Source organism: Streptomyces sp. NPDC045955, from assembly GCF_056430805.1.
The window spans coordinates 58347-81542 of record NZ_JBWKKY010000017.1 but is presented as its reverse complement, the minus strand read 5'-3'; the positions used below and the strand labels follow the sequence as shown (position 1 = coordinate 81542).

General features: G+C 72.5%; 17 protein-coding genes and 1 other RNA gene. 5 read left to right on the top strand and 13 right to left on the bottom strand.

The features are described 5' to 3' along the window. Positions 1-360: 360 nt before the first annotated feature. The 4 genes from AC07F0_RS29890 to AC07F0_RS29875 form a co-directional block, all read right to left on the bottom strand. Positions 361-1374, bottom strand: coding sequence for a hypothetical protein (locus AC07F0_RS29890; protein ID WP_478983144.1), 1014 nt, complete (start codon positions 1372-1374; stop codon positions 361-363). A gap of 164 nt (positions 1375-1538) precedes the next feature. Beyond that, positions 1539-2501, bottom strand: a complete 963-nt coding sequence (locus tag AC07F0_RS29885) for a LysR family transcriptional regulator (protein ID WP_478983143.1) — start codon at positions 2499-2501, stop codon at positions 1539-1541. Positions 2502-2559: 58 nt separating this feature from the next. After that, positions 2560-3432: a hypothetical protein gene (locus AC07F0_RS29880; protein WP_478983142.1), complete on the bottom strand. Its 873-nt coding sequence runs from the start codon at positions 3430-3432 to the stop codon at positions 2560-2562. Positions 3433-3444: 12 nt separating this feature from the next. Beyond that, positions 3445-3690, bottom strand: a complete 246-nt coding sequence (locus tag AC07F0_RS29875) for a hypothetical protein (protein WP_478983141.1) — start codon at positions 3688-3690, stop codon at positions 3445-3447. Positions 3691-3798: 108 nt separating this feature from the next. Here AC07F0_RS29875 and AC07F0_RS29870 point away from each other — a divergent pair, with 108 nt between their 5' ends. The 3 genes from AC07F0_RS29870 to AC07F0_RS29860 all read left to right on the top strand — a co-directional run bounded on the left by AC07F0_RS29870 (position 3799) and on the right by AC07F0_RS29860 (position 8430). After that, positions 3799-5115: an MFS transporter gene (locus tag AC07F0_RS29870; protein WP_478983140.1), complete on the top strand. Its 1317-nt coding sequence runs from the start codon at positions 3799-3801 to the stop codon at positions 5113-5115. An 88-nt stretch (positions 5116-5203) separates the two neighbouring features. After that, positions 5204-7459, top strand: a complete 2256-nt coding sequence (yicI, locus tag AC07F0_RS29865) for an alpha-xylosidase (protein ID WP_478983139.1) — start codon at positions 5204-5206, stop codon at positions 7457-7459. Next, positions 7459-8430 (top strand): LacI family DNA-binding transcriptional regulator, encoded by a 972-nt coding sequence (locus tag AC07F0_RS29860; RefSeq protein WP_478983138.1) that lies wholly within the window; start codon positions 7459-7461, stop codon positions 8428-8430. The genes yicI and AC07F0_RS29860 overlap by 1 nt, the downstream gene beginning before the upstream one ends. Before the next feature lie 48 nt (positions 8431-8478). On the opposite strand, the gene ssrA is transcribed toward AC07F0_RS29860, so the two are convergent. The 5 genes from ssrA to ftsE all read right to left on the bottom strand — a co-directional run bounded on the left by ssrA (position 8479) and on the right by ftsE (position 12414). After that, positions 8479-8882, bottom strand: a transfer-messenger RNA (tmRNA) gene (gene ssrA / locus AC07F0_RS29855). Positions 8883-9002: 120 nt separating this feature from the next. Then, positions 9003-9482, bottom strand: a complete 480-nt coding sequence (gene smpB, locus AC07F0_RS29850; RefSeq protein WP_010039871.1) for an SsrA-binding protein SmpB — start codon at positions 9480-9482, stop codon at positions 9003-9005. A gap of 46 nt (positions 9483-9528) precedes the next feature. Then, the gene (locus AC07F0_RS29845) at positions 9529-10698 is read right to left on the bottom strand and encodes a S41 family peptidase (protein ID WP_478983137.1); all 1170 of its coding nucleotides are present in this window, start codon (positions 10696-10698) and stop codon (positions 9529-9531) included. A 68-nt stretch (positions 10699-10766) separates the two neighbouring features. Next, on the bottom strand, positions 10767-11684 hold the full coding sequence (gene ftsX / locus AC07F0_RS29840; protein WP_399167503.1) for a permease-like cell division protein FtsX: 918 nt from the start codon (positions 11682-11684) through the stop codon (positions 10767-10769). Between the two features lie 40 nt (positions 11685-11724). Continuing rightward, positions 11725-12414 (bottom strand): cell division ATP-binding protein FtsE, encoded by a 690-nt coding sequence (ftsE, locus tag AC07F0_RS29835; RefSeq protein ID WP_003990615.1) that lies wholly within the window; start codon positions 12412-12414, stop codon positions 11725-11727. 302 nt (positions 12415-12716) lie between these two features. Here ftsE and AC07F0_RS29830 point away from each other — a divergent pair, with 302 nt between their 5' ends. After that, positions 12717-12908, top strand: coding sequence for a hypothetical protein (locus AC07F0_RS29830; protein ID WP_306966631.1), 192 nt, complete (start codon positions 12717-12719; stop codon positions 12906-12908). Positions 12909-12994: 86 nt separating this feature from the next. On the opposite strand, the gene AC07F0_RS29825 is transcribed toward AC07F0_RS29830, so the two are convergent. The 4 genes from AC07F0_RS29825 to AC07F0_RS29810 all read right to left on the bottom strand — a co-directional run bounded on the left by AC07F0_RS29825 (position 12995) and on the right by AC07F0_RS29810 (position 18159). Next, positions 12995-13612, bottom strand: coding sequence for a hypothetical protein (locus AC07F0_RS29825; RefSeq protein ID WP_478983136.1), 618 nt, complete (start codon positions 13610-13612; stop codon positions 12995-12997). Between the two features lie 303 nt (positions 13613-13915). Continuing rightward, a complete protein-coding gene (prfB, locus tag AC07F0_RS29820; RefSeq protein WP_436731697.1) occupies positions 13916-15022 on the bottom strand; it encodes a peptide chain release factor 2 in 1107 nt (368 codons plus the stop codon). Between the two features lie 81 nt (positions 15023-15103). Then, the gene (locus tag AC07F0_RS29815) at positions 15104-16348 is read right to left on the bottom strand and encodes a serine/threonine-protein kinase (protein ID WP_478983135.1); all 1245 of its coding nucleotides are present in this window, start codon (positions 16346-16348) and stop codon (positions 15104-15106) included. Positions 16349-16470: 122 nt separating this feature from the next. Beyond that, positions 16471-18159 (bottom strand): serine/threonine-protein kinase, encoded by a 1689-nt coding sequence (locus AC07F0_RS29810; protein WP_478983134.1) that lies wholly within the window; start codon positions 18157-18159, stop codon positions 16471-16473. A 379-nt stretch (positions 18160-18538) separates the two neighbouring features. Between AC07F0_RS29810 and AC07F0_RS29805 the strand changes: the two genes are divergently transcribed. Continuing rightward, positions 18539-23035, top strand: coding sequence for an FHA domain-containing protein (locus AC07F0_RS29805; RefSeq protein WP_478983133.1), 4497 nt, complete (start codon positions 18539-18541; stop codon positions 23033-23035). Positions 23036-23196: the final 161 nt, after the last annotated feature.

The following is a 23196-nucleotide window of genomic DNA, read 5'->3' as shown; positions in this document are numbered from 1 at the left end:
AAGTGCTGCGGGGACGGGGTGGTGCGGGGACGGGGCCGGCATGCTCAGCGGCGTCATCAGGTCCCTCCGCTCCAGCGGGACCACGACGTGCCGATGCACGCCATTCACCGGGCCGTGGGCCGGAAGCTCTGGGCCTGAGATCCGGGCGGGAGCGCCCTTCCCCCCGGATCTGCCCTGAGGGCGGACGAGGCGGACGCCGCCCTCGCGACCGGGCACAGGGGGTTGTCCGCGAAGTCCCGTCGTCCGCCCGGAGGGCGGGCCCTGCGGCGTTCGGTGCGTGCTCTGGGGGTCCCCCTGTTGCGCGAAAGGCTTGGGGGAGCGCCGGGCGTCGCAGGGCAGGCGGGGCTTTGCGGACACCCGCTAGGTGGCGGGTGGCTCCGCGGCGGGCGGCTCCGCGACGGGTGACTGGGCGACGGGCGGCGTCTCGGGCGGGCCTTCGGCGACCGTGTCGGTGCCGTCGCCGGCGTCCGTGGGCTCGGTCGGTTCCGGCGTGGGCTCGACCGTCGGCGTCGGGTCGGTCGCCGGCGTGGTCGGCGGGTCCGCCGGCTTGGTCGGGGTCGGGTCGGTCGCGCCCTTCACCGGGGCGGGTGCTGTCGGGGTCGCGGGCGGCGAGGGCCTGGCGGTCGGGCCGGAACGGCCCGGGCCCGCGGAGGCCGCGGGTTCGAGGGCGCTGGGGCCGGACGCAGGTGCCGTGGCCTCGTCGGTCGCCGGCGCGCTGCCCGGGGCGGTGACGCCCGTGTCACCGGCCGGTGCCGACTCCGTGGGCTGCGGCGGGGTGTCGACCTGCCCGGCCGGGCGGCCTTCCTGCTGGCCCGGCACGGGCAGCCAGGGGGCGTTGGAGTTGCCCGACAGCACCGTGGCGACGATGACAACGGCGTAGACGCCGCAGGCCAGGGCGATGGCTATGCCGATCCGGCGCAGGCGACGGCTGCGGCGACCGGACTCGTCCACGAAGACGGGCCGGTCGGCGGTGCCCGCACCGGTGCCTTCCTTCGCCTGCCGTACGAACCCGTCCCCGAGCTGGACGGCGTCGAGCTGGACGGTGACCTCGTGCGGGTCGTGAGCATGCCCGTCCCGGGCGGGCCCGACCGGGTCGGCGTCCTCCTGCCAGGGGTCGCGGACGGCCCGCCGGGTAACGGGACCCGCCGCGTACGAGTCGGCCTCGCCCTCGCTCTGCCGGGGAATGCCGCGCAGAATCTCCGTCAGCTCCGTCCCTGCGGACGGGCGGGTACCCGACACCTGGACCTCGCCACCGGAGAAGACCTGGGTGGCTCTCCGGTCCCGGGCTCTGCCGTTCGCGAGGAGGTCACCGGTCGTCGCTGCGACCTCGGGCCATTCGGGTTGGGCGTCTTCTCGCCACGGTTCCACACGCACGCACTTCCCCCCACGGGATGGTTCAGGTGCGCTTGCGACCTGAGCACCCGTCGTTCGGACCGGGTCCCCAACCCGTCCCAAGCGCCCCCATTACCACACCGTGCTCAGACGTCGAATGTAGCGCACGCGGAGGATATGTGCGGACCAGGTGCGGAATCGAGTCACTAGTGAGACACCATGAGGACATCATCGGTGGCCGGGATCCACCCTCCGTCAGGCCTCCGCAGCCACCCCTCCTCGGCCGCGAGCCGCGCCGCCGCCCGCCGCAGCGCGTCGAGCCCGGGGTGCGTCAGGCCCTTGCGCCACACCAGCGACACGGGAGAGAGCGGAACCGGATCGACCAGGGGACGGGACACCGTCCCCGGCAGGGCCGGGAACCCCACGACGGCCAGCACCGGGTTGCGCGTGCGGGCCATGACCCGCTGGAACTCCTCGTCCCCGACGGCCAGTGGCGCCGGTGGCGCGATCTCGATGTCCCGCCCTTCGAACAGCAGCCGCGCGAGGCCGGTCCACTCCGGCGTGCGGGGATTGCCGGCGCCCGCGTAGACGGTCTCTCCGGCCAGCTCGGCGAGCGGCACCTGCGCCAGCGGGGCCAGCCGGTGGTCCTCGGACAGTACGACCGCCATCGGCTCGTACCGCACGGGCTGGTGGTCGAGCCCGGCCCGCAGCGCCGGGTCCAGCCCGGCGAACCGTCCGAACGAGGCGTCCAGCCGGCCCGCGAGCAACTCCCCCGCGGCCCCGGTCAGGCCGCTCTCGTAGCGGGCCATCAGCTCGTGCTCGGGGGCGAGTTCACGCGCCCGGTGCAGCACGCGCCGCGGTGTGACCAGGCCCGGGGAGTTGAGGTCCACCAGCAGGGGCCGGGCCTGGTCGAAGGCGGCGAGCAGTTCCTCCTGCGCCTGGAGCACGCGGCGGGCGTACGGCAGCAGCCGCTCTCCGTCGGGCGTGAGCGTCACCTGCCGGGTGGTCCGCACGAACAACTCGGCGCCCAGCTCCCGCTCCAGCCGCCGCACGTCCCGGCTCAGCGCCTGCTGGGCCGTGTGCAGACGCACCGCGGCACGGGTGAAGTGCAGTTCCTCGGCGACGGTGACGAAGGCACGCAGGAGCCGGGGGTCGAGGTGGCCGGACATGCCGTGAACCTACAGCGGCGGGTTGCCCGCGCGGTCCCCCGGCGCCCCGGCGACCTCCTCAGCCCCCGGCCGGCCGTTCAGGCCCCTCGCACTCCCCCACACACTCACCGGAAACCGCCGCACCAGAACCAGCACTGGCACTCGCACCCGCACTGGTCACTTCGCACCCCGGAACCTCCCCACCGGAAAGCTCCCTCGACGCCACCTGCCCGAGGCGATGCCGAGGCACCGGCGTACGCACGGGCGGACGCATCAGTGTGATCTGACGGACGACCTGCTGGAAGCACGCCAGCGCCGCCAGTCCGGGCAGGGCAGCGGCCGCGGTACCGAGGACGGTCCTCGGCGCCTGGGCGACGCACAGCAGCACGGCGACACACGAGAAGACCAGCACCACACACCAGGAGTGCACGGCACGGCGCTGGTGCAGCGCGGCCCGCAGGACGGACAGGGAGGCCACCAGCCAGGGCCCGTACACCAGCAGGGGCCACCAGGTGCCGAGGCCGTGCCCCGTGGGGGCCAGGCCGACCAGGCGCAGCGGGTGGTAGGCGACCATGCCGCTCAGGAGACTCACCGCGGAGGCGATGACGGCCGTCAGGGCGGCGACGAGGAAACTGGTGGCGCGGAGCAGGCCCGAGGCTTTGCGATCCGGGACCTTGCGGTGGCGCCGGGGGACGTCCCGCACGGGCGGCAGTTCCTCGGTGATGTCCTGGAGCCGCTGCATGCGTTCGCCCGGGTCCGGGTCCGCGGGGGCGGCCGGTGCCGCGTCAGGGCGGGTGGGAGTCCTCGGCTCCTGCTCCCCGAGCGCCTCCTCGAGGATGAACGCCAGTTCCTCCGCCGGGTCCCAGGTCGGGTCCGGTGGCGTCAGCGGAGTCACGTAATCCCTGGCCGGAGCCCGGTGCCGGCCGGTGCCCTCGATTCCTTGATCGTACATAGCGCGTCCCGACTATTCCGCGAGCGCGAAAGCGGGCCACTCCGTCGCACTGATCCACCGCCGGGCGAGGTCCTTTTCCAGCACACTCATGGCATCGATGAAAGCGCGCAGCACCGGCTCGGTCACCTGGAGCGCGACCGGGCAACCGCCCTTGGTAAGCGTGCCTTTGACGGTGGCCGACGAGTGCGCTGGAGCGGGGATGTAGGTGTAGGGGCCGAGCGTTACCGCCCAACCGTCTTTCCTGGTCGCCTCGGTCATGTACCGACTAACCGTCGGCCCTCTCCAGCGGATGCGCGGCAAACGAGTGAAGGATTTCCCGGTTGAGCATTTTTTCCATGCGCGATTAAGGACTCTCCATATCTCTGTATGAAGAACGAGGGGCGAATATTTCCAGCCCGTCCTACAACCCAGGTGCGTGATTCGGCGCGGAACAGGTGTTGGACCGCCCGGTCACCTCCGGGCGACGGTGGGCGCATGCCGCAACTCACCCCGTACCGCCGTCTCTTCGGGCTGCCGGGCGCCCGTGCGTTCACCGCCGGGAACCTGATCGCCCGGCTGCCGATGGGCATGTTCAGCGTCAGCGCGGTCGTCATGATCGCCGGGACGCGGGGCTCCTACGCCCTCGCCGGTGCCGTCACGGCGACCGGACTCGCGGCGACCGCGGTGGTGGCGCCGTGGACCGCCCGGCTCGTCGACCGGCACGGGCAGGCCCGGGTGGCCCTGCCCGCCACGATGATCGCCGTCCTCGGCTCGCTCGCGCTGCTGCTGTGCGTGCGCCACGGCACCCCTGAATGGACCCTGTTCACGTCCTACGCCGCCACCGCCACGACCCCCAACACCGGCGGCATGTCCCGGGCCCGCTGGGCACATCTGCTGGCCGGTGACGCCAAGGCGCTGCACACCGCCAACTCCTTCGAGCAGGCCGCGGACGAGCTGTGCTTCATGCTGGGCCCGGTGCTCGCGGCCTTCCTGTGCGGGGCGTTCTTCCCGGAGGCGGGCACGCTCGTCGGGGCGGTGCTGCTGCTGACCGGCATGGTCCTGTTCACGACCCGGCGTGCGACGGAGCCGCCGGTCCGCGCGCACATCCCCGCGAAGGCACCGCTGCGCGCCCCCGGCATGCTCCCGCTGCTCGCGGTGTGCCTGGCGATGGGCGCGGTGTTCGGCTCGACGGAGGTCGTCACGCTGGCGTTCGCGGACGCGCGGGGGCACCGGTCGGCCGCCGGTGTCGTCCTCGCACTCCAGGCGGCGGGCTCGTGCGCGGCGGGCCTGTTGTACGGCGCCGTGAAACCGGCCGGGCCGGCCGCGTCCCGGCTGCCGTGGTGCGTGGCCGCGATGACCGCGCTGCTGACCCTGCCCCTGCTCGCGGCCGCCCTCACCGGTGCACTCCAGCTCCTGGCGGGCGCGCTGCTGATCGCCGGAATGGCGACGGCCCCGACGATGGTCACCACGATGACGCTGGTCCAGCAGCGCACCCCGGAGGGCCGGCTGAACGAGGGCATGACTCTGGCGGTGACCGGCCTGCTCGGCGGCATCGCCTGCGGCAGCGCGCTCGGCGGCTGGACGGTGGAGCACGTGTCGGTGACGGCGGGATACGGCATCCCGGTGACGGCGGCGGCCGTGGCCCTGATGGTGGCGCCGATGAGCGCATCGAATCGCTTCACCGATCACCGCACGCCCCATTGACGCCCTCACATACCCCACATACGTTCTTCCGTCGAAGCGCTTCGACGTCACCTGCCGCCCCGCGGGCACGGGAAGAAGGACCCCCCACATGAAGTTCACCGACGGCTACTGGCTGCTCCGGGAGGGCGTCACCGCGGCGTACCCGGCCGAGGTGCTCGACGTCACCGAGTCGGACGGCACGCTCGAGATCCACGCGCCGACCCGGCCCGTCCGCTCCCGCGGGGACCTGTTGAAGGGCCCCGTGCTCACGCTGCGCGCGCACTCGCCCATGCCCGACGTCATCGGCCTGACCATGACGCACTTCACGGGAGGCGAGCCACGGGGCCCCGAGTTCGAACTCACCGGGTCAGGAGCCGCCCCGCAGATCTCGTACGACGACCAGCACGCGACCTTGACCTCGGGCGAACTGTCGGTCCGGGTGGCCCGCGGCGGCCCCTGGCAGGTCGAGTTCCGCGCGCACGGCCGCACTCTCACCAGCAGCGGCCACAAGAACGCGGGCATCATGCGGGACGCGACCGGCGCGCACCACCTGCGCGAACAACTGGTCCTCCAGGTCGGCACGTCCGTCTACGGCCTGGGCGAGCGCTTCGGCCCGCTGGTCAAGAACGGCCAGGTCGTGGACATCTGGCAGGCCGACGGCGGCACCTGCAGCGAACAGGCCTACAAGAACGTCCCCTTCTACCTCACGGACGCGGGTTACGGCGTCTTCGTCGACCACCCGGGCAAGGTGTCCTTCGAGGTCGCCTCGGAGGTCGTGTCCCGGGTGCAGTTCAGCGCGGAGACGCAGGAGCTGACGTACTACGTCGTCTACGGCCCGACCCCGAAGGAGATCCTGCGCACGTACACGGCCCTGACCGGCCGCCCGGCGCTGCCGCCCGCCTGGTCGTTCGGCCTGTGGCTGTCGACGTCCTTCACGACGCCGTACGACGAGAAGACGGTGACGTCCTTCATCGAGGGCATGCGGGAACGCCGGCTCCCGCTCTCCGTCTTCCACTTCGACTGCTTCTGGATGCGCGAGTTCCACTGGTGCGACTTCCAGTGGGACGCCCGGGTCTTCCCCGACCCTGAGGGCATGCTGGCCCGGCTGAAGGCCCGTGATCTGCGCGTTTCCGTCTGGATCAATCCGTACATCGCCCAGCGCTCCCCGCTGTTCGCGGAGGGCAAGGCGCTCGGGTATCTGCTGAAGCGCCCGGACGGCAGCGTCTGGCAGTGGGACCTGTGGCAGCCCGGCATGGCCCTGGTCGACTTCACCAGCCCGGCCGCCCGCGACTGGTACGCCGGCAAGCTGGAGGCGCTGCTCGCGCAGGGCGTGGACTGCTTCAAGACCGACTTCGGCGAGCGGGTGCCGCTCGATGTGGCCTGGTCCGACGGCTCCGACCCGGAGCGGATGCACAACTACTACACGTACCTGTACAACCGCACGGTCTTCGAGGTGCTGCGCAAACACCGCGGCGAGGCGGAGGCCGTCCTCTTCGCCCGCTCGGCGACCGCCGGCAGCCAGCGGTTCCCCGTGCACTGGGGCGGCGACTGCGAGGCGACGTACGAGTCGATGGCCGAGTCGCTGCGCGGCGGCCTGTCCCTCGGGCTGTCCGGCTTCGGCTACTGGAGCCATGACATCGGCGGCTTCGAGGGCACTCCGACACCGGCCCTGTTCAAGCGCTGGCTGGCCTTCGGCCTGCTCTCCTCGCACAGCCGTCTGCACGGCAGCAGCTCCTACCGGGTCCCCTGGCTGTTCGACGAGGAGTCGGTGGAGGTCGCGCGCCACTTCATCCGGCTGAAGCTGCGCCTGATGCCCTACCTGTACGAGACGGCCCGCACCGCCCACACCGAGGGCGTGCCGATGATGCGGGCGATGGTGCTGGAGTTCCCGGACGACCCGGGCTGCGCGCACCTGGAACGGCAGTACATGCTCGGCCCGGACCTCCTGGTGGCACCGGTGTTCAGCGACGAGGGCGACGTCACGTACTACGTCCCCGAGGGCACCTGGACGCACTTCCTCACCGGAGAGCAGGTGACCGGCCCGCGCTGGGTGCGCGAGCGGCACGCCTTCCTGAGCGTGCCGCTGCTGGTCAGGCCGGGTGCGGTGATCCCGGTGGGGGCGGTGGACGACCGCCCGGACTACGACCACGCCGACGGGGTGACGCTGCGGGCGTACGGCCTGCGGCCCGGTGACGAGACGACGGTACGGGTCGGGGATGTGACCTTCACGGTGGTACGCGAGGGCGACACTCTGCGGGCGACCTGCAGCGACCCGGCGGCCCCCTGGGCGCTCGCCACCGCCGGACAGGAGACCCGGGCATCGGCCGGAACCGGCACCCTGACGCTGGGGCTGGAGCCGTCCTGATGGTGAGGATCACGGACGTGGCACGCCGGGCCGGGGTCTCCCCCAGCACCGTGTCGTACGCGCTGAGCGGCAAGCGCCCGATCTCCGACGAGACCCGGCGCAGGGTCGAGGCGGCGGTCCGGGAGCTGGGCTACCGTCCGCACTCGGGCGCACCGGCGCACGGCAGATCGAAGGTCCTGGCCGTGGCGGCCCCGCTGCGCGCCGGCGTCCACGTACCGGCACTGATGCGTGTGACGGAGTCGGTGGTGACAGCGGCACGCGGATACGACCACGACGTCCTGCTCCTCACCCATGAGGAGGGCCTGACCCGCGTCGGGGAATCGGCACCGGCGGACGCGTTACTGGTCTTGGACATCGGCCTCAGAGATCCGCGGCTCCCCCTGCTCCGCTCCCTGGACCGCCCCTGCGTCCTCCTCGGCCTCCCCGCCGACCCGCACGGTCTGACCTGCCTGGACCTGGACCACCGGGCAGCGGGCGAGACCTGCGTGGACCACCTGGCCCGCCTCGGCCACCGGACAGTGGCCCTGGTCGGCTCGCCGCCCGAGGTCCACCTGCGCGGGACTGCCTCGGCGCACCGCCTGGTCGAGGGCTTCACGGCCGCGGCCGACCACCACGGGCTGACGTCCTGCGTGCACCCCGCCGAGTCGGCCCCGGACGCGGCCCACCCCATCGCGGACCGGCTGCTGCGCGAACACCCCGCCCTGACGGCCGTGGTCGTCCACAACGCCCCGCTCCTGGAACCCCTGCTCACGGCCTTCCGGCAGCTCGGCCTCCGTATCCCAGAGGACCTGTCGATCATGGCCGTCTGCCCCGACGACCCCGAGACGGTCACGTCGGTCCCCCTGCCGGCCGGCGAGCTGGGCACCCGAGCGGTGGAACTGCTGATGGCGCACCTGCACGGCACGCCCGTACCGGAGGCGACGCTGCTGCCGCCGCGGCTGACCGGGCGGCCCAGCACGGGCCACGCATGACACAGGCCCCGCCGCTCGTAAGCGACGGGGCCTGTGCCCACATGGGATGAGTGGAGATGGCGGGAATCGAACCCGCGTCCAACGGTGTGGAAACAGGGCTTCTCCGTGTGCAGTCGGCTGTGCTTTTCTCGGCCCCGGAGATCACGCCGACAAGTCTCCGACGGGCCCAGTCACTGTGTGGTTTCCCTTTTCACCCCGTGACCGGGATCAAGGTTTAGTTCCCTAAATGATGCCAGGATCCGGGTCGGGAACACCCCCGGGCTGACACTCCCTTAAGTAGGGGAGCCGCTGCTCGCTACCTGAAGATCAGGCAGCGAGGGCGAGCTCGCCCTGGGAGATGGATCGCTTGGAATTGGCGATTATTTTTTTCGGCCTGTGGTTTACGAGATCATGGCCGCTTCCTCGACACGCTTCCCCTGCTTCGACAGCCGCTGTCGAAACCGATCATCCCCATGTTGATTTTTCAATCGTCGCCCCCGCGAGGGAGCACGCACCCGCTGTGAGGTGCAGGTGCCATCGTACGTGACCAACGCAGGTCGATGCCAGCGTATTCCCACGCACCCCTCGGGGGCCTACGCCCGCTGCTTGCGCCGTACCGCCGAGATCACCCGCTCGGCCTCGCGCCGGTCCTGCTTCTCGCGGAGCGTCTGGCGCTTGTCGTACTCCTTCTTGCCCTTCGCCAGCGCGATCTCGACCTTGGCGCGGCCGTCCTTGAAGTACAGGGCGAGGGGCACGATGGTGTGACCCGTCTCCTGCGACTTCGACTCCAGCTTGTCGATCTCCTCGCGGTGCAGCAGCAGCTTCCGCTTGCGCCGCGCGCTGTGGTTGGTCCACGTGCCCTGGCTGTACTCGGGCACGTGCACGTTGTACAGCCACGCCTCGTGCCCGTCCATCTGCACGAAGCCGTCGACCAGCGACGCCCGTCCCTGGCGCAGCGACTTCACCTCGGTGCCGGTGAGGACCAGACCGGCCTCGTAGGTGTCGATGATGAGGTAGTCGTGCCGCGCCTTCTTGTTCTGCGCGATCAGCTTGCGCCCTTTTTCCTTAGCCATAGTGCCGCCCATTTTCGCACTACGGAGGGGGCCTGGGGGAAGTCGATTACGAGGGACCGGCCAGACCGCGCAGTACGGTCTCGGCCCGCTGGAGTGCGCCCTCGTCGGCCTCCAGGTCGGGCGTGATGCCCCGGCCGTCGACCGCGCGGCCGGAAGGGGTGCGGTAGTGCCCGACGGTCAGCTCCGCGACGGAGCCGTCGGGCAGCCGGCTCGGCATCTGGACCGAGCCCTTGCCGAAGGTCCGGGAACCCACGACGAGCGCCCGTCCGCGGTCCTGAACGGCGCCGGTGAGCAGTTCGGCCGCGCTCATCGTCCCGCCGTCGACGAGTGCGACCAGGGGTCTCGTCGTGTCGCCCCCGGGCTCCGCGTGCAGCGCGCGCTGCTCGCCGTCGACGTCGTACGTCGCGACCAGGCCGCCGTCGAGGAACGCGGAGGCCGTGGTGACGGCCTCGCTGACCAGACCGCCGGAGTTGCCGCGCAGGTCGAGGACGATCCCGGCGCCGGGCGGGGCCTGCCGGACGGCCTCGCGGACCTGGTCGCCGGAGCCCTTGGTGAAGGTGTCGACCCGGATGAGAGTGACCGAGCCGGCGACTTTTCGAACGGCGACCGAGTCCGTGGACAGCTGGGCGCGGCGCACGATCTCGGTCCACGCGCGCGTGCCGCGCTCCAGGCCGAGGCGGACGGTGGTGCCGGCGGGGGCGTCGGTGGCGTCCCCGCGCAGTATGGCGACGACCTCGGTGACGGGCCGCCCGTCGGTCTTCCGGCCGTCGACGCTGCGCAGCAGGTCTCCGGGGCGGATCCCGGCGGTGGCCGCGGGCGAGCCGGCCCGCACCTTCGTCACCTCGATACGGCCGTCGTGTGCGCTGCGCGCCCACAGGCCGACGCCGGTGTACTGGCCGTCGAGGGTTTCCTCGAACTCCTCGTACTCACCCTGGGAGTAGACGGCGCCCCAGCGGTCCCCGCTGCGGCTGACGGCGCGCTTCGCGGCCTCCATCGGGGACTTGCCGTCGGCCATGGCCTCCTCGGCCGCCCTGGTGACGTCCGCGTGGCGCCCGGCCGGAGCGGCCGAACGGGCCTCGTCCGGCGCCGGCTTCCGGTCGGCCTGCGGGAGGGACCCCGTGGCCGCGCCGGCGACGAGCACACTCGCGAACATCAATGTCAGGGCGGCCCCGCGGCGAACGCGACGGGGCTGACAGAACGGGTCACGACCTGACATGGCGGTGAGTCTAGGACAAGGGGAAGGGCCGTACGGCTTGTTGACCGCACGGCCCCTCTTGGTATGCGTCACACCTTCAAGTACTTGCGCAGCGCGAAGAACGCCGCCAACGCGGGCATCAGCAGGCTCGTGGCGAGGATGAGCGGCAGCTTCGTCAGGACGGCGTCCCAGCCGATGAAGTTGATCAGCGTCAGCTGGTCGGCCAGGGCCAGTCCGTGGTCGATGAGGAAATACCGGGCGATCAGCAGGAAGCCACACGCGAGCGTGCCGCCGATGAGCCCGGCGACCGCGGCCTCCATGATGAACGGCGCCTGGATGTAGAAGCCCGAGGCGCCGACCAGGCGCATGATGCCGGTCTCGCGCCGACGGCTGAACGCCGAGACGCGCACCGTGTTGACGATCAGCATCAGCGCGACGACCAGCATCAGCGCCATCACCGCGCGGGCCGCCCAGTTCATGCCGTTCAGCAGCTTGAAGAGGTTGTCCAGGATGCCCTTCTGGTCCTGGACGGACTGCACGCCGTCCCGGCCGTTGAAGGCGGTCGCGATGACCTGGTACTTCTGCGGGTCCTTCAGCTTGATGCGGTACGACTCCTGCATCTGGTCCGGCGTGAGGGAGCTGGCCAGCGGGGAGTCGCCGAACTGCTCCTTGTAGTGCTTGTACGCCTGGTCCTGCGACTCGTAGGTGACCGTCTGGACGACGCCCATCTTGTCGAGGTCGGCCTTGATCTGCTTCTTCTGGTCGTCCGTCACCGCGCCCTTGGCGCAGTTGGGGTCGGACTCGGCGTCGCTCTTGTTGCAGAGGAAGATCGAGACGTTGACCTTGTCGTACCAGTAGCCCTTCATGGTGTTGACCTGGTCGCTCATCAGGAGCGACCCGCCGAACAGGGCGAGCGACAGGGCGACGGAGACGACGACGGCGAAGGTCATCGTCAGATTGCGGCGGAGACCTACGCCGATCTCCGACAGGACGAACTGGGCGCGCATGGCGAGGGGTTATGCCTTTCCGTGACTCTCGGGTGCGGTCTCAGTGCTGGTAGCCGTAGACACCGCGGGCCTGGTCGCGGACGAGGCGGCCCTTCTCGAGTTCGATGACGCGCTTGCGCATCTGGTCCACGATGTTCTGGTCGTGCGTGGCCATCACCACGGTGGTGCCCGTCCGGTTGATGCGGTCGAGCAGCTTCATGATGCCGACGGAGGTCTGCGGGTCGAGGTTGCCGGTGGGCTCGTCGGCGATGAGCAGCTTGGGCCGGTTGACGAAGGCCCGCGCGATGGCCACACGCTGCTGCTCACCACCGGACAGCTCGCCGGGCATCCGGTCCTCCTTGCCGCCGAGCCCGACGAGGTCGAGCACCTGCGGCACTGACTTGCGGATCTCGCCGCGTGACTTGCCGATGACCTCCTGCGCGAAGGCGACGTTCTCGCCGACCGTCTTGTTCGGCAGCAGGCGGAAGTCCTGGAACACCGTCCCCAGCTGGCGCCGCATCTGCGGCACCTTCCAGTTGGACAGGCGTGCGAGGTCCTTGCCCAGAACGTGCACCTGCCCGTGACTGCACCGCTCCTCGCGGAGGATCAGCCGCAGGAAGGTGGACTTTCCGGAGCCGGAGGACCCCACGAGGAAGACGAACTCGCCCTTCTCGACCTCCAGGGAGACATCCCTGAGGGCGGGGCGGGTCTGCTTGGGGTAGACCTTGGAGACGTTGTCGAATCGGATCACGGATGCACCACGGGTCGCCGGGGGTAGATGAGCGTGACCATACGCGAATCGGGCAGCAGACCGCAGTCACCAGTGGTGCTTGTGTAGCACTTGTGCCTTTTTCTGCCGGTGAGGGGCAGGCCCCTCAGGGGCGCGGGGAACTGCGCGACAAGCCACATACGGCCCGCAGCCGCGAGACCATAGCAAACACCCTCTTGGGAGCGACCCGCGCGACGTCCGGAGGAACCTGGCACAGTGGAGAGGGAACGTTCGCACCGCCACGAGCGTTACACACAAGGAACCGGCGCAAGGAGGGCGAGCGCATGACGTACGACCGGCTGGTGTGCGCGAACTGCGCGGCGCCCGTGAGCGAGGGCCGGTGCCCCGTGTGCCGTGCGAACCGCGAGCGGCTGCAGCAGGAGAACTTCCTCGCGGGTCTGAACCCGATGGCACTGATCGCACTGCTCACGGTGCTGATCGCCGCGGTCGCACTACTGGCGCACCAGACAGCCTAGCGACGACATGGCCGAGGGCCCGGAGCGTTTCGCTCCGGGCCCTCGGCTCTGCGCTGCGCCTACCGTCCGTACGGACGCGGCTACCGTCAGGCGGCAGCCCCGCCGCGGCCGCCCACGAGGCGCGGCAGAACGCGGAAGCCGACACCGCCGGCGATCATCGTGGCGGCGCCGATCACCAGGAAGGTGGTCTGCGCGGCACCCGTCTCGGCGAGCTCCTGGCCGTTGCCCTGGGCCTGCGGCGCCGCCGGGGTGGCGTCCGAGCCGGTGTCGGTGAGGGACGAGGAGCCCTCCTCCTGCGGCGAGGTGCCGCCGTCGGGGTCGGCGGCGTTGCCGCCACCGTTCCCGCCGCCGTTGGCGTTGCCGCCGCCGTTACCGCCACCGTTCCCGTTGCCCGGGTTGGTCGGCTGGCTGGTCGGGTCCTCGGTCGGCTCGGTGGGCTCGTCCGTCGGCTCGGTCGGCTCGTCCGTGGGCTCCTCGGTCGACGGCGGGTCGGTCGGGAGGTCCGTGGGCGGGTCGGTGGGGAGCTCGGTGGGAACCGGCGGGGTCGGGGTCGGGGTCGGCGACTCCTCACCGCACAGAATGCCCAGCAGGCAGTCGTCGGTCTCCGCGGCGGATGCGGCACCAGCGGCGGTCAGCGAGGCGCCGGCGGCGATCACGGCACCGGCCGCGATCCGCGCGACACGGATCCGCGTCTTCTTCGTCATGTGGTTGCTACCCCCAGTAGCTCATCGTCATTAGGCAGCGTTCGGAGCTGTGCTCGACGGGGGTAGCTGCGGTGAAAGAGCCCCCCGGTTCACATGCGCCCCAGAGACACGCATGCCGCGCTTTACCTTTCCCATTTTCCAAAGACACGTCAAGGGCGTTTGCGGGCGCCATGTCCAACTACGGGGGCAATGCCGGGAGTCTGACTCTGTGAGTGTGATGTAAAACCCAGACATGCCGACACAGAAGCGTGCACAGAAAAGGCAACTGCCGCCCTGACGGCGGCAGTTGCCTTGTCGACAAACTTACTTCTCCTGCTGCTTGCGCCAGCGAATTCCGGCTTCGAGGAAACCGTCGATCTCACCGTTGAAAACGGCCTCGGGGTTACCGACCTCGAAGTCGGTGCGCAGGTCCTTGACCATCTGGTACGGGTGCAGCACGTACGAACGCATCTGGTTGCCCCAGGAGTTGCCGCCGTCGCCCTTGAGGGCGTCCATCTTGGCCTGCTCCTCCTGGCGGCGCCGCTCCAGCAGCTTGGCCTGGAGCACGTTCATGGCCGTCGCCTTGTTCTGGATCTGCGAGCGCTCGTTCTGGCAGGAGACGACGATGCCGGTGGGGATGTGCGTGATGCGCACCGCGGAGTCGGTGGTGTTCACGCCCTGGCCACCGGGGCCCGAGGACCGGTAGACGTCGATGCGCAGCTCGCTCTCGTCGATGTCGACGTGGTCGGACTGCTCGACCACGGGCAGGATCTCCACGCCCGCGAAGGAGGTCTGCCGCCGGCCCTGGTTGTCGAAGGGCGAGATGCGCACCAGCCGGTGCGTGCCCTGCTCCACGGAGAGCGTGCCGTACGCGTACGGCGCCTGGACGGCGAAGGTGGTCGACTTGATGCCGGCCTCCTCCGCGTACGACGTCTCGTAGATCTCGGTCTTGTAGCCGCGCTGCTCGGCCCACCGCAGGTACATGCGCTGGAGCTTCTCGGCGAAGTCGGCGGCGTCGACGCCGCCGGCCTCGGCGCGGATGTTCACCAGGGCCTCACGGGAGTCGTACTCGCCGGACAGGAGCGTGCGGACTTCCATCTCGTCCAGCGCCTTCTTGACGGCGACGAGCTCGGACTCGGCCTCCGCGCGGGTGTCCGGGTCGTCCTCCTCCTCGGCCATCTCGAAGAGAACCGCGAGGTCGTCGATGCGACCGCGCAGCGCCTCCGCCTTGCGCACCTCGGCCTGGAGGTGGGACAGCTTGCTGGTGATCTTCTGCGCCTCATCGGGGTTGTCCCACAGGGACGGCGCGGCCGCCTGCTCCTCGAGCACGGCGATGTCTGCCCTCAGCCTGTCGAGGTCCAGGACGGCCTCGATCGACTCCATGGTCGAGGAGAGGGACTTGAGCTCTTCGGATACATCGACGACTGCCACGCCCTCCAGCGTAACGGCTCCGCCCGGCGGCCATCGCCGGGCGCCCGGGCCGGCCGGCGGGATCGGAAGGGGCCCGGGAGGTCAGGGGGACTGCGGGGCCGAGTTCTTCGTGTCCTGGGGAGGTGCGCTCGCGTCGTCGCCCGAGGTGGACAGCCACGCCCCGACGCCGACCGCCGCCGCCAGGAGGACCGCGCCCGCGCCGAGGGCCACGCGGCGGCGCCGGGCGAGGGCGCGGTTGCGGGCCGAACCCGGCCGGGGGGTCCCCGAGGCGCGCGGGGCCCGGGCCGTGCCGTGCGCGCCCCCGGCCAGCTCGTCGGGGGCCGGTACGCGCATCGAGGTGTGGGTGTCCCGGTTGGAGTCGGCCGGTTTCGCTCCCGGCACCAGGGGGACCGCGCCCCGCCGCCGGACCCGCTCGGCCGGTGCCGGCCTGGCGGGCTGCTCTTCCCGGTCCGCCTCCTCGGCGGACTCCGTGTCCGGCTCGTCCACCTCCAGCGGCGGCATGCCCGCCAGCATCGGCAGCAGCTCCCGCAGCCGGGCCCCGAGCTCCGAGGCCCGCAGTCGCGAGGCCGGCGCCTTGGCCAGGCACTGCACGAGCAGCTGCCACAGCTCGTCCGGGATGCCGGGCAGCGGGACGACCGTCTCCGTGACGTGCCGGCGCAGCACCGCGCCCGGGTGGCCGCCGCCGAACGGGGTGAAGCCGGCCAGCAGCTCGTAGAGGACCGTGGCGAGCGCGTAGATGTCGACGGAGGCGCGGGGCGGCAGGCCCTCGACGATCTCCGGGGCCAGGTAGTCCGGCGTGCCGATGATCTTCGTCGCCTTGGTGCGGCGCGGGGTGTCGATGAGTTTGGCCACGCCGAAGTCGGTCAGCAGCGCGCGGTGGGAGCCGCCGGGACCCAGGGGGCCCTGCATGTCCAGGAGGACGTTCTCCGGCTTCACGTCCCGGTGCACGACGCCCGCGGCGTGCGCGGCCGCCAGCCCGTCGGCGATGTCGGCCGAGATCGCGACGGCGGCCTCGGGCGCGAGGCGCCGGTCCCGCTCCAGCCGGGTCCGCAGGTCGGTGCCCCGGACGAGGTCCATGACCAGTGCCAGGTCGTTGCCGTCGACGACCAGGTCGCGCACCGACACCACGTGCGGGTGCTCCAGGCCGAGCAGCGCCGTCCGCTCCTGCACGAAGCGCCCGACGAGTTCCTGGTCGGAGGCCAGGTCCTCGCGCAGCAGCTTGATGGCGACGGGGCCCTCGGGACCCTCGCCCAGCCACACCGTGCCGGCGCTGCCCCGCCCCAGGATCTGGTGGGCGGTGTACCGGCTGCCGATCTTCCGTGCCAAGGCTGCTCCTACCGACGCGTGTTGTCGCTAAAACTACGCGTCCGGAGAGCCAACCTTCACCGCGGAGACAGAAATCACCCGCCAGGTGTCGACAAATCACCAACCCCGCAGGGAGGTTCCGGTCAGTTCGTGCCCGAACCGCTTCCGCCGACCTTCTCGATCCAGCCGCTCACCGTGCTGAACCAGTCGGTGAGCTGGTCCCAGTAGCCCTTGGTGGTACCGATCCACTCCTGGAGCGGGCTCAGCTCCCAGATCAGCCAGCCCGCGACGAACAGGATGACGATCGTGAAGAGACAGCCCTTGAGGCAGCCGAGCCCGGGAATCCGCATCGGGTTGGCGCTGCGCTGCCGGGGCTGGCGCGGCTCGCGCTGGGGCTGTTGGGGCTGGGGCGGCGGCGCGGGTGGCGCGTAGCGCTGCGGCGGCTGGGGTCGCTGGGGCTGCGGGGCGTACTGCTGGGGCTGCTGCTGCGGATGGCCGTAGCCGGGCCCGGGCGGGGGTGCCTGGCGGCGCGGCGGCTGCTGGGGCCGGGCGACCTGCCGCTGGGGGCGGCGGCGCAGCGGGTCCTCGTTCGGGTCGAGGTACTGGACCTGCGTCTGTTCGTTGCGGTCGCGGGCCGCCCGCAGCTGGTTCTGCCAGGGGTGCGGGTCCTCGGGTCCGCCCTGCTGAGCCTGCTGGCCGGAGTGGCCGGGCGAGCCGGGCGGGACCGGCGGCATGACGGCGGTCGGGTCGGCCGCGCCCCGGTTGGGGAGTACCGCAGTGGGGTCGGCGGCGCCGGCCGGACCGCCGGTGTGCGGCATGACGCTGGTCGCGGCGTTCGGGTCGTACGAGCCCGCGCCCTGCGGGAGGACCTGAGTGGGGTCGGCGTCGCCCGCGCCGGGCGTGTCCGGCACGGGCGCGGGCGCCGGGTCGGGCACCAGGAGCGCGCCGACGTTCTCGGCTGCGGCGATCTGCGCGGAGTTCGCGTGCACCCCGATGCCCTCGGCGACGACGCGCAGGCCACGGGCGAGGTTCACGGCGCTGGGCCGCTCGTCCGGGTTCTTGCGCAGGCAGCGCTCGATGATCGTCCACAGCGGGTCGGGGACCGTGGAGGGACGGCGCGGCTCGGCGCTCAGGTGCTGGTGCAGCACCTCCAGGGCGGAGCCGCCGGAGAACGGCGGGCGGCCGGTGACCAGCTCGTACAGCAGGATGCCGGCGCCGTAGATGTCGACGGCGGAGGTCTGCGGGCGGCCCTCGGCGGACTCGGGCGCGACGTACGCGGGCGTGCCGACGAATTCCTGGGTGCGGGTCAGGCCCGGGGAGTCGGCCAGGCGGGCGATGCCGAAGTCGGTCAGCAGCGGGTGCATCTGCCCGTCGTACTGCTGGAGCAGCACGTTCGCCGGCTTGAGGTCGCGGTGGACGACGCCGTCGGCGTGGCTGGCGGCGAGCGCGTCGGCGATCTGGGCGGTGAGCAGGGCCGCGGCGACGGGGCTGAAGGGCCCGTTCTCGCGCAGGTAGCGGTGCAGGTCGGGACCCTCGACGAGGTCCATGACCAGCGCCAGCAGCTCGCCCTCGACGACCAGGTCGCGGACCCGGACGATGTTCGGGTGGGTCAGCCGGAGCAGGACGGAGCGCTCCCGGAGGAACCGCATGACGATGTCCGGGTCGCTGGCCAGCTCCTCCTTGAGGACCTTGATCGCGACGGTCTCGCCGGGCTGTCCCGGCACGGCCGCCTCGGCGCCCGCGGTCTCGCGCTGGCGGGCTCGCCAGACGGTGCCCGTGGCGCCGCGCCCGAGCGGCTCCTCGAGCAGGTACTTGCTGCCTACCGGCCGCACGTCATGCGCTCCCTGGTGCTTGCCTTGCCTGCTGGCCTGTCCGACCCACTGTAGTGCCGTGCCGCCGGGGACCGGGGTGTCGTCATTCTGTGGGTCTTACGTACGTGTTCTCGCATGCGTTCGAATGTCGCACGCGTTCGCTGGAAAGACGCTCACCTCGGTCTCGTGGTTGCCGAGACTGAGCGTGACCGATCTCAAGTGATCGCCAGTGGGTCATCTCTCAGGCACTTTTGCGGGCAGAGCCGACCAATCAAGATCGCTTCTTCCGGAGCGAGGGGCGCGGTGTCAGTGGCAGGTGCGAGGATGCGTGCAGTACTGGCCGACGTGCTGGGGCGGGGTGGGGGACTCCGCACCCGGGCAGAAGGGACCGCTGACGGCGATGCAGATCCGGCTGACCGTCGTAGACCCGCTGGGCCTGGCGGCTCCGGCCCGGGACCGCGCCGCGCGCTGCGACGTGCTGGTCACTGCGCCCGCCGGGACGGCGCTCGCGGCGGTGGCCTCCGGGCTCGCCCAGGCGGTCCTCGGCGGTGACGGCACGGGCACCCCGGTGCTGTACGCCGGGGAGCAGCGGCTCGACGCCCAGCGCTGCACGCTCGGCGAGCCACCGCTGACCGACGGTGCCGTGCTGTCCGTGGGCGCGCCGGGCGAGCCGGAGCCGCATCCCGAGCTGGACGACGCCCCGGCCCAGCTCCAGGTGGTGGCCGGGCCCGACGCCGGCGGCGTCCACATCCTGCACGGCGGCGAGATCCGCATCGGCCGCTCCGCCGACGCCGACGTACCGCTCGACGACCCGGACGTCTCCCGGCTGCACTGCGCGGTGACGGTGAGCGCCGACGGCCACGTCTCGGTCGCCGACCTCGACTCCACGAACGGCACGACGCTGGACGGCACGCGGGTGGGCGGCCGGGCGGTCCGTTTCGCACCGGGGGCGCTGCTGCGGATCGGCGAATCGGCTCTGCGGCTGGCTCCCGCCGGGGGGCCGGGGGGCCGGGTGGACACGGCGCCGGACGGGGAGGGGCACGTGCGCGTGCCGGGGCCTGCGGGCGCCGGCGGGGCTGCGGTGGGTACGGCGGGGTCGCGTACTGGGGCATCGGGTTCGGTGGCTGCCGGGTCCTCCGGGGGTTTCGGGGGTTCCAGGTCTGCTGCGGGATCCGGATCTGCCGGGGCTGCCGGGCGTGGCAGGGCATCCGGTCCTACCGGCGCTTTCGGGGCTGCCGGGGCTGCCGGGCCTACCGGGGCCGCCGGGTCTGCGGGGGCCGCCGAGTCTTCCGGGGCTTCTGCGCCTGCTGGCTCTAGGGGGTCTTCGGGGACATCCGGGCCTGGCAGGCTTTCCGGGGCTTATGGGAGCGAGGGGACTGCAGGAACATCCGGTACTTCGGGCGCTTCCGGCGCCTCCGGTACAGGTGCTTCAGGTGTTTCTTCCGGGAGTGTCGGGGCCTCCGGTTCTTTCGGGACCGCGGGAGTTTCTTTCGGGACTGCGGGGGCCTTCGGTCCTGTCGGCACTTCCGAGGATTCCGAGCCTGCCGGGTCTTCCGGGACTTCCGGGGCCACCGAGGCCGGCACCAGGTTTGCCGGGGCGTCTGGGGCCTCCGGTCCTGCCGGGTCCACCGAGCACGCTTACGGCTCGGCGGCCTGGGGCACGCCGGGCACCGCCCGGCACGGCTCCGGGGACTCGGCGGTGGTGCCGGGGCAGGGTGGGACGCCTCGGGTCGAGAGCAGGGGTACGCGAGCGGCCGCGGAGGCTTCGCAGCCGGCTGCCGAAGGTGAGCCGGGGGCCCCGCAGGGCGGCTTCCGGGCCGCTGCCGGTAAGTACGGGCCGGGCATCGCCCGGGGCCAAGGAGACTCAGGGCCCGTCGGCTCCGGCGGAGACTCGGCGCGCCCGGCATCCCGGGAAGAGCCGCGTACGGCGTCGTCGGAGGGGGGCGTGGGCCGGGCCCCGCGGCAGCGTGGCAGCGCCGAGGGCTCGTCGATGGGTTCCCCCGACGGCGTCACCAGCACTCCCCGGCAGCACGGCGCGGCGCGGCACGGGCTCGGTGCCGGGGACACGCACGCCGGCCGCTCAGGTGCCGGGGCGCTGGGCGGGACGTTCGATGACGGGCGTGCGGGCGGTTCCGGCCAGGGCGCCGGAACGGCGGACGGCACGGGCCCTCATGCCCGGGCCGGGGCCCCGTATGCCCCCGGTCCGACGGCTCCCACGGGCGCCGGCCAGGCAGGGCGCGGTCGCCCTGGCGACACCAGCGGCACGGGCGCAGGCCCTCACGCCCCGGCCGGAGGCCGAGGCGGACACCCCGGCGACACCAGCGGCACAGGCGTCACCCCACATGCCCCGGCCGGTGGCCAAGCAGCTCCCCGTCCGACGCCCCCCACCGCTGCCGGCCCGGCCGGGCGCGGTCGCCCCGGTGATGACAGCGGCCCGGGCGCCCCGGACGAGCGGTCCGGTCGGGGACGTAAGGGCACTCCTCTGCGGGGTACCGATGTTCCGCCGGGGACGCGCAGGCGGGGCGGGCTCGGGGCGTGGGCTCGGCGGCTGACCGGAGGGCGTGGTGAGCAGGGAGCTCCCGCGCGCGAGACGTACGAGGACGAGCCGGTAGAGGTGGCAGCGGAGCGCTCCGCGGTCGTCGGGCCGGCCGTGCCGGAGACCTGGCCGGATCCGGCCACACTGCTGCTGACGGCGCTCGGGCCGGGCCCCCGGCTGTGGGAGCGCGGGCCCGGCCACCCCGAGGCGCTCGCGGTGCGCCTCGGCACCGCCGACCGGGCCGCGCCGGACGGCTCTGGCCTGCTGCCCGCGGTGCCGGTGACCGCCGGGCTGCGCGAGGTGGGCGCACTGGGAATGGCCGGGCCCCGGGCGCGGCTCGCCGGGCTGGCCCGTGCCGTGCTGGCGCAGCTCACCGCGCTGCACTCCCCCGACACACTGGAGATCGTCCTGATCTCGGCGGACCGCTCCCGCCCGCTGGCGGAGCGCACGGCCGAGTGGTCCTGGCTGGGCTGGCTGCCGCATGTCCGCCCGGGGCACGGGCAGGACTGCCGCCTGCTGCTCGCCTACGACCGGGAACAGGCCGCCGCCCGCACGGACGAGCTCATCCGCCGTCTGGAGGACCAGGTGGCGGACGCGGAGGGCAGCGCCGCAGGGGCCGGCGGGCTGCTGGGCAACGTGCGGTTCTCCAGAGCCCAGGGGGCCGACGGCCAGGGCGGTGAGACCCAGGGGACCAGCACCGCCGGTCCCCTGGCCCGCCGCCCCTCCTGGGCCCGGGACGACACGCCCGCTCCCGTCCCCGGCCAGGCGACCGGCTTCCCCGGCCCGTACACCGTCCTCGTCGTGGACGGCGACCCCGGCGGCGCCGACCTGCGTGCGGTCGTGGCGCGGCTGGCGTCGGAAGGCCCCCGGGCCGGGATCCATGTCGTCTGCCTGGCCGAGACCGCCGCCGCCTCCCCCGCCTCACCGGTGACGGAGACCTACGAGGCGGCCTGCTCGGTGGCGCCGACGTTCCGGCAGTGCGGTGCCGTCGCGCTGCTCAGCGGGGATGTGGCGACTGCCCTGCGGCTGATGCGCGTGGCCCGGGTGGGGGGCGAGGACTCCCCGGCCGGACCCGTCGGACACGGCACCATCGCCACGGTCGACGCCGTCTCCCCCGCGTGGGCCGAGCGGTTCGCGCGGGCGCTGGCGCCGCTGCGTACGGACGGCTCGGCGAGCGACGGGCAGCCGCGTGTCTCCGCGCCGCTGCCCCAGGCGGCACGGCTGCTGGACGAGCTGGGCCTGGCCCGGGCCACCCCGGCGTCGCTGATGGCGCGCTGGGCGGACGCGGCCGACGACACCGAGGCGCTGGGCGGGCGGGTGCGCGCGGTGCTGGGCGCCGGGCCGCGCGGCCCGGTCTGCGCGGACCTCGCGGCCCAGGGACCGCATCTGCTGGTCGAGGGCCCGCCGGGCAGCGGCCGTACGGAGCTGCTGCGGGCGATCGTCGCGTCCCTGGCCGCCGCCGAGCGGCCGGACCGGCTGGGCATCGTGCTGGTCGACGGCCGGGGCGGCCCCGGCGCGGGCAGCGGGGCCGGTGAGGGACTGCGCGTGTGTACGGACGTCCCGCATGTCACTACGTACCTCACGGCCCACGACCCGGTCCTGATGCGCGAGTTCGCGCAGTCCCTGAGCGCCGAGCTGAAGCGGCGCGCCGAGCTGCTGGGCCGGTCCGACTTCGCCGAGTGGCACACCGGGCGCGAGCTGTCGGGCCGTATGGTCGCCCAGCGCACGGCGACGGCCCGGGGTGGCGCCCCAACCGAGGCAGGTGACGCGGATCTCGACTCCCCGCCCAGTTCGACGATGCGGCTGCGGCCCGGAGCGGCCCGGCGGCAGACGCAGGCGGCGCCGCCGCCGCTGCCCCGGCTCGTCGTGGTCGTGGACGACCTGGACGCGCTGGTCTCCCCCGCCCTCGGCTCGACCGGACGGCCCGCGGCCGGGTCGGTGATACGCGCACTGGAGGCCGTGGCCCGGGAGGGCGAGCGGCTGGGCGTCCACCTGGTGGCGGCCACCGGCCCGTGCCCCCGTACGGCGGAGACGGAACCGGCGCGCCGTGCCACCCTCCGCGTCACCCTGGACGCTCCCGCGCCGGGCCCTGACGAGCCCGCTCCGGGCCGTGGCCGTCTCGCCTGCGAGGACGGGCGGGTCACACCGTTCCAGGGCGGGCGGGTCACCGGCCGTATCCCCCGGACGGCGACGCTGCGACCCACGGTCGTACCCCTGGAATGGCACCGCATGGGTGACCCTCCGGCCCGGCGTCCGGTGCGGGAGCTCGGAAACGGCCCGACCGACCTGGCACTGTTGGCCAGCGCGCTGGAAAGGGCGGCGCGGGAGGTCGCGGCGGCCAAGGTGCCGTCACTTCTGTAGCACTTGTCCATGGCACTGGCTGGATGCCGACCCCCTCCGTTGATCAGGGACGAGTCCCTGGTCACGAGGGTGTCACGATCCCCCGCTTGACAGCCGACGCCATCTTGCCGCCCCCGCACACCCGGGCGTAGACCAGATCGCACGGGAGCGCGCTCGACGTT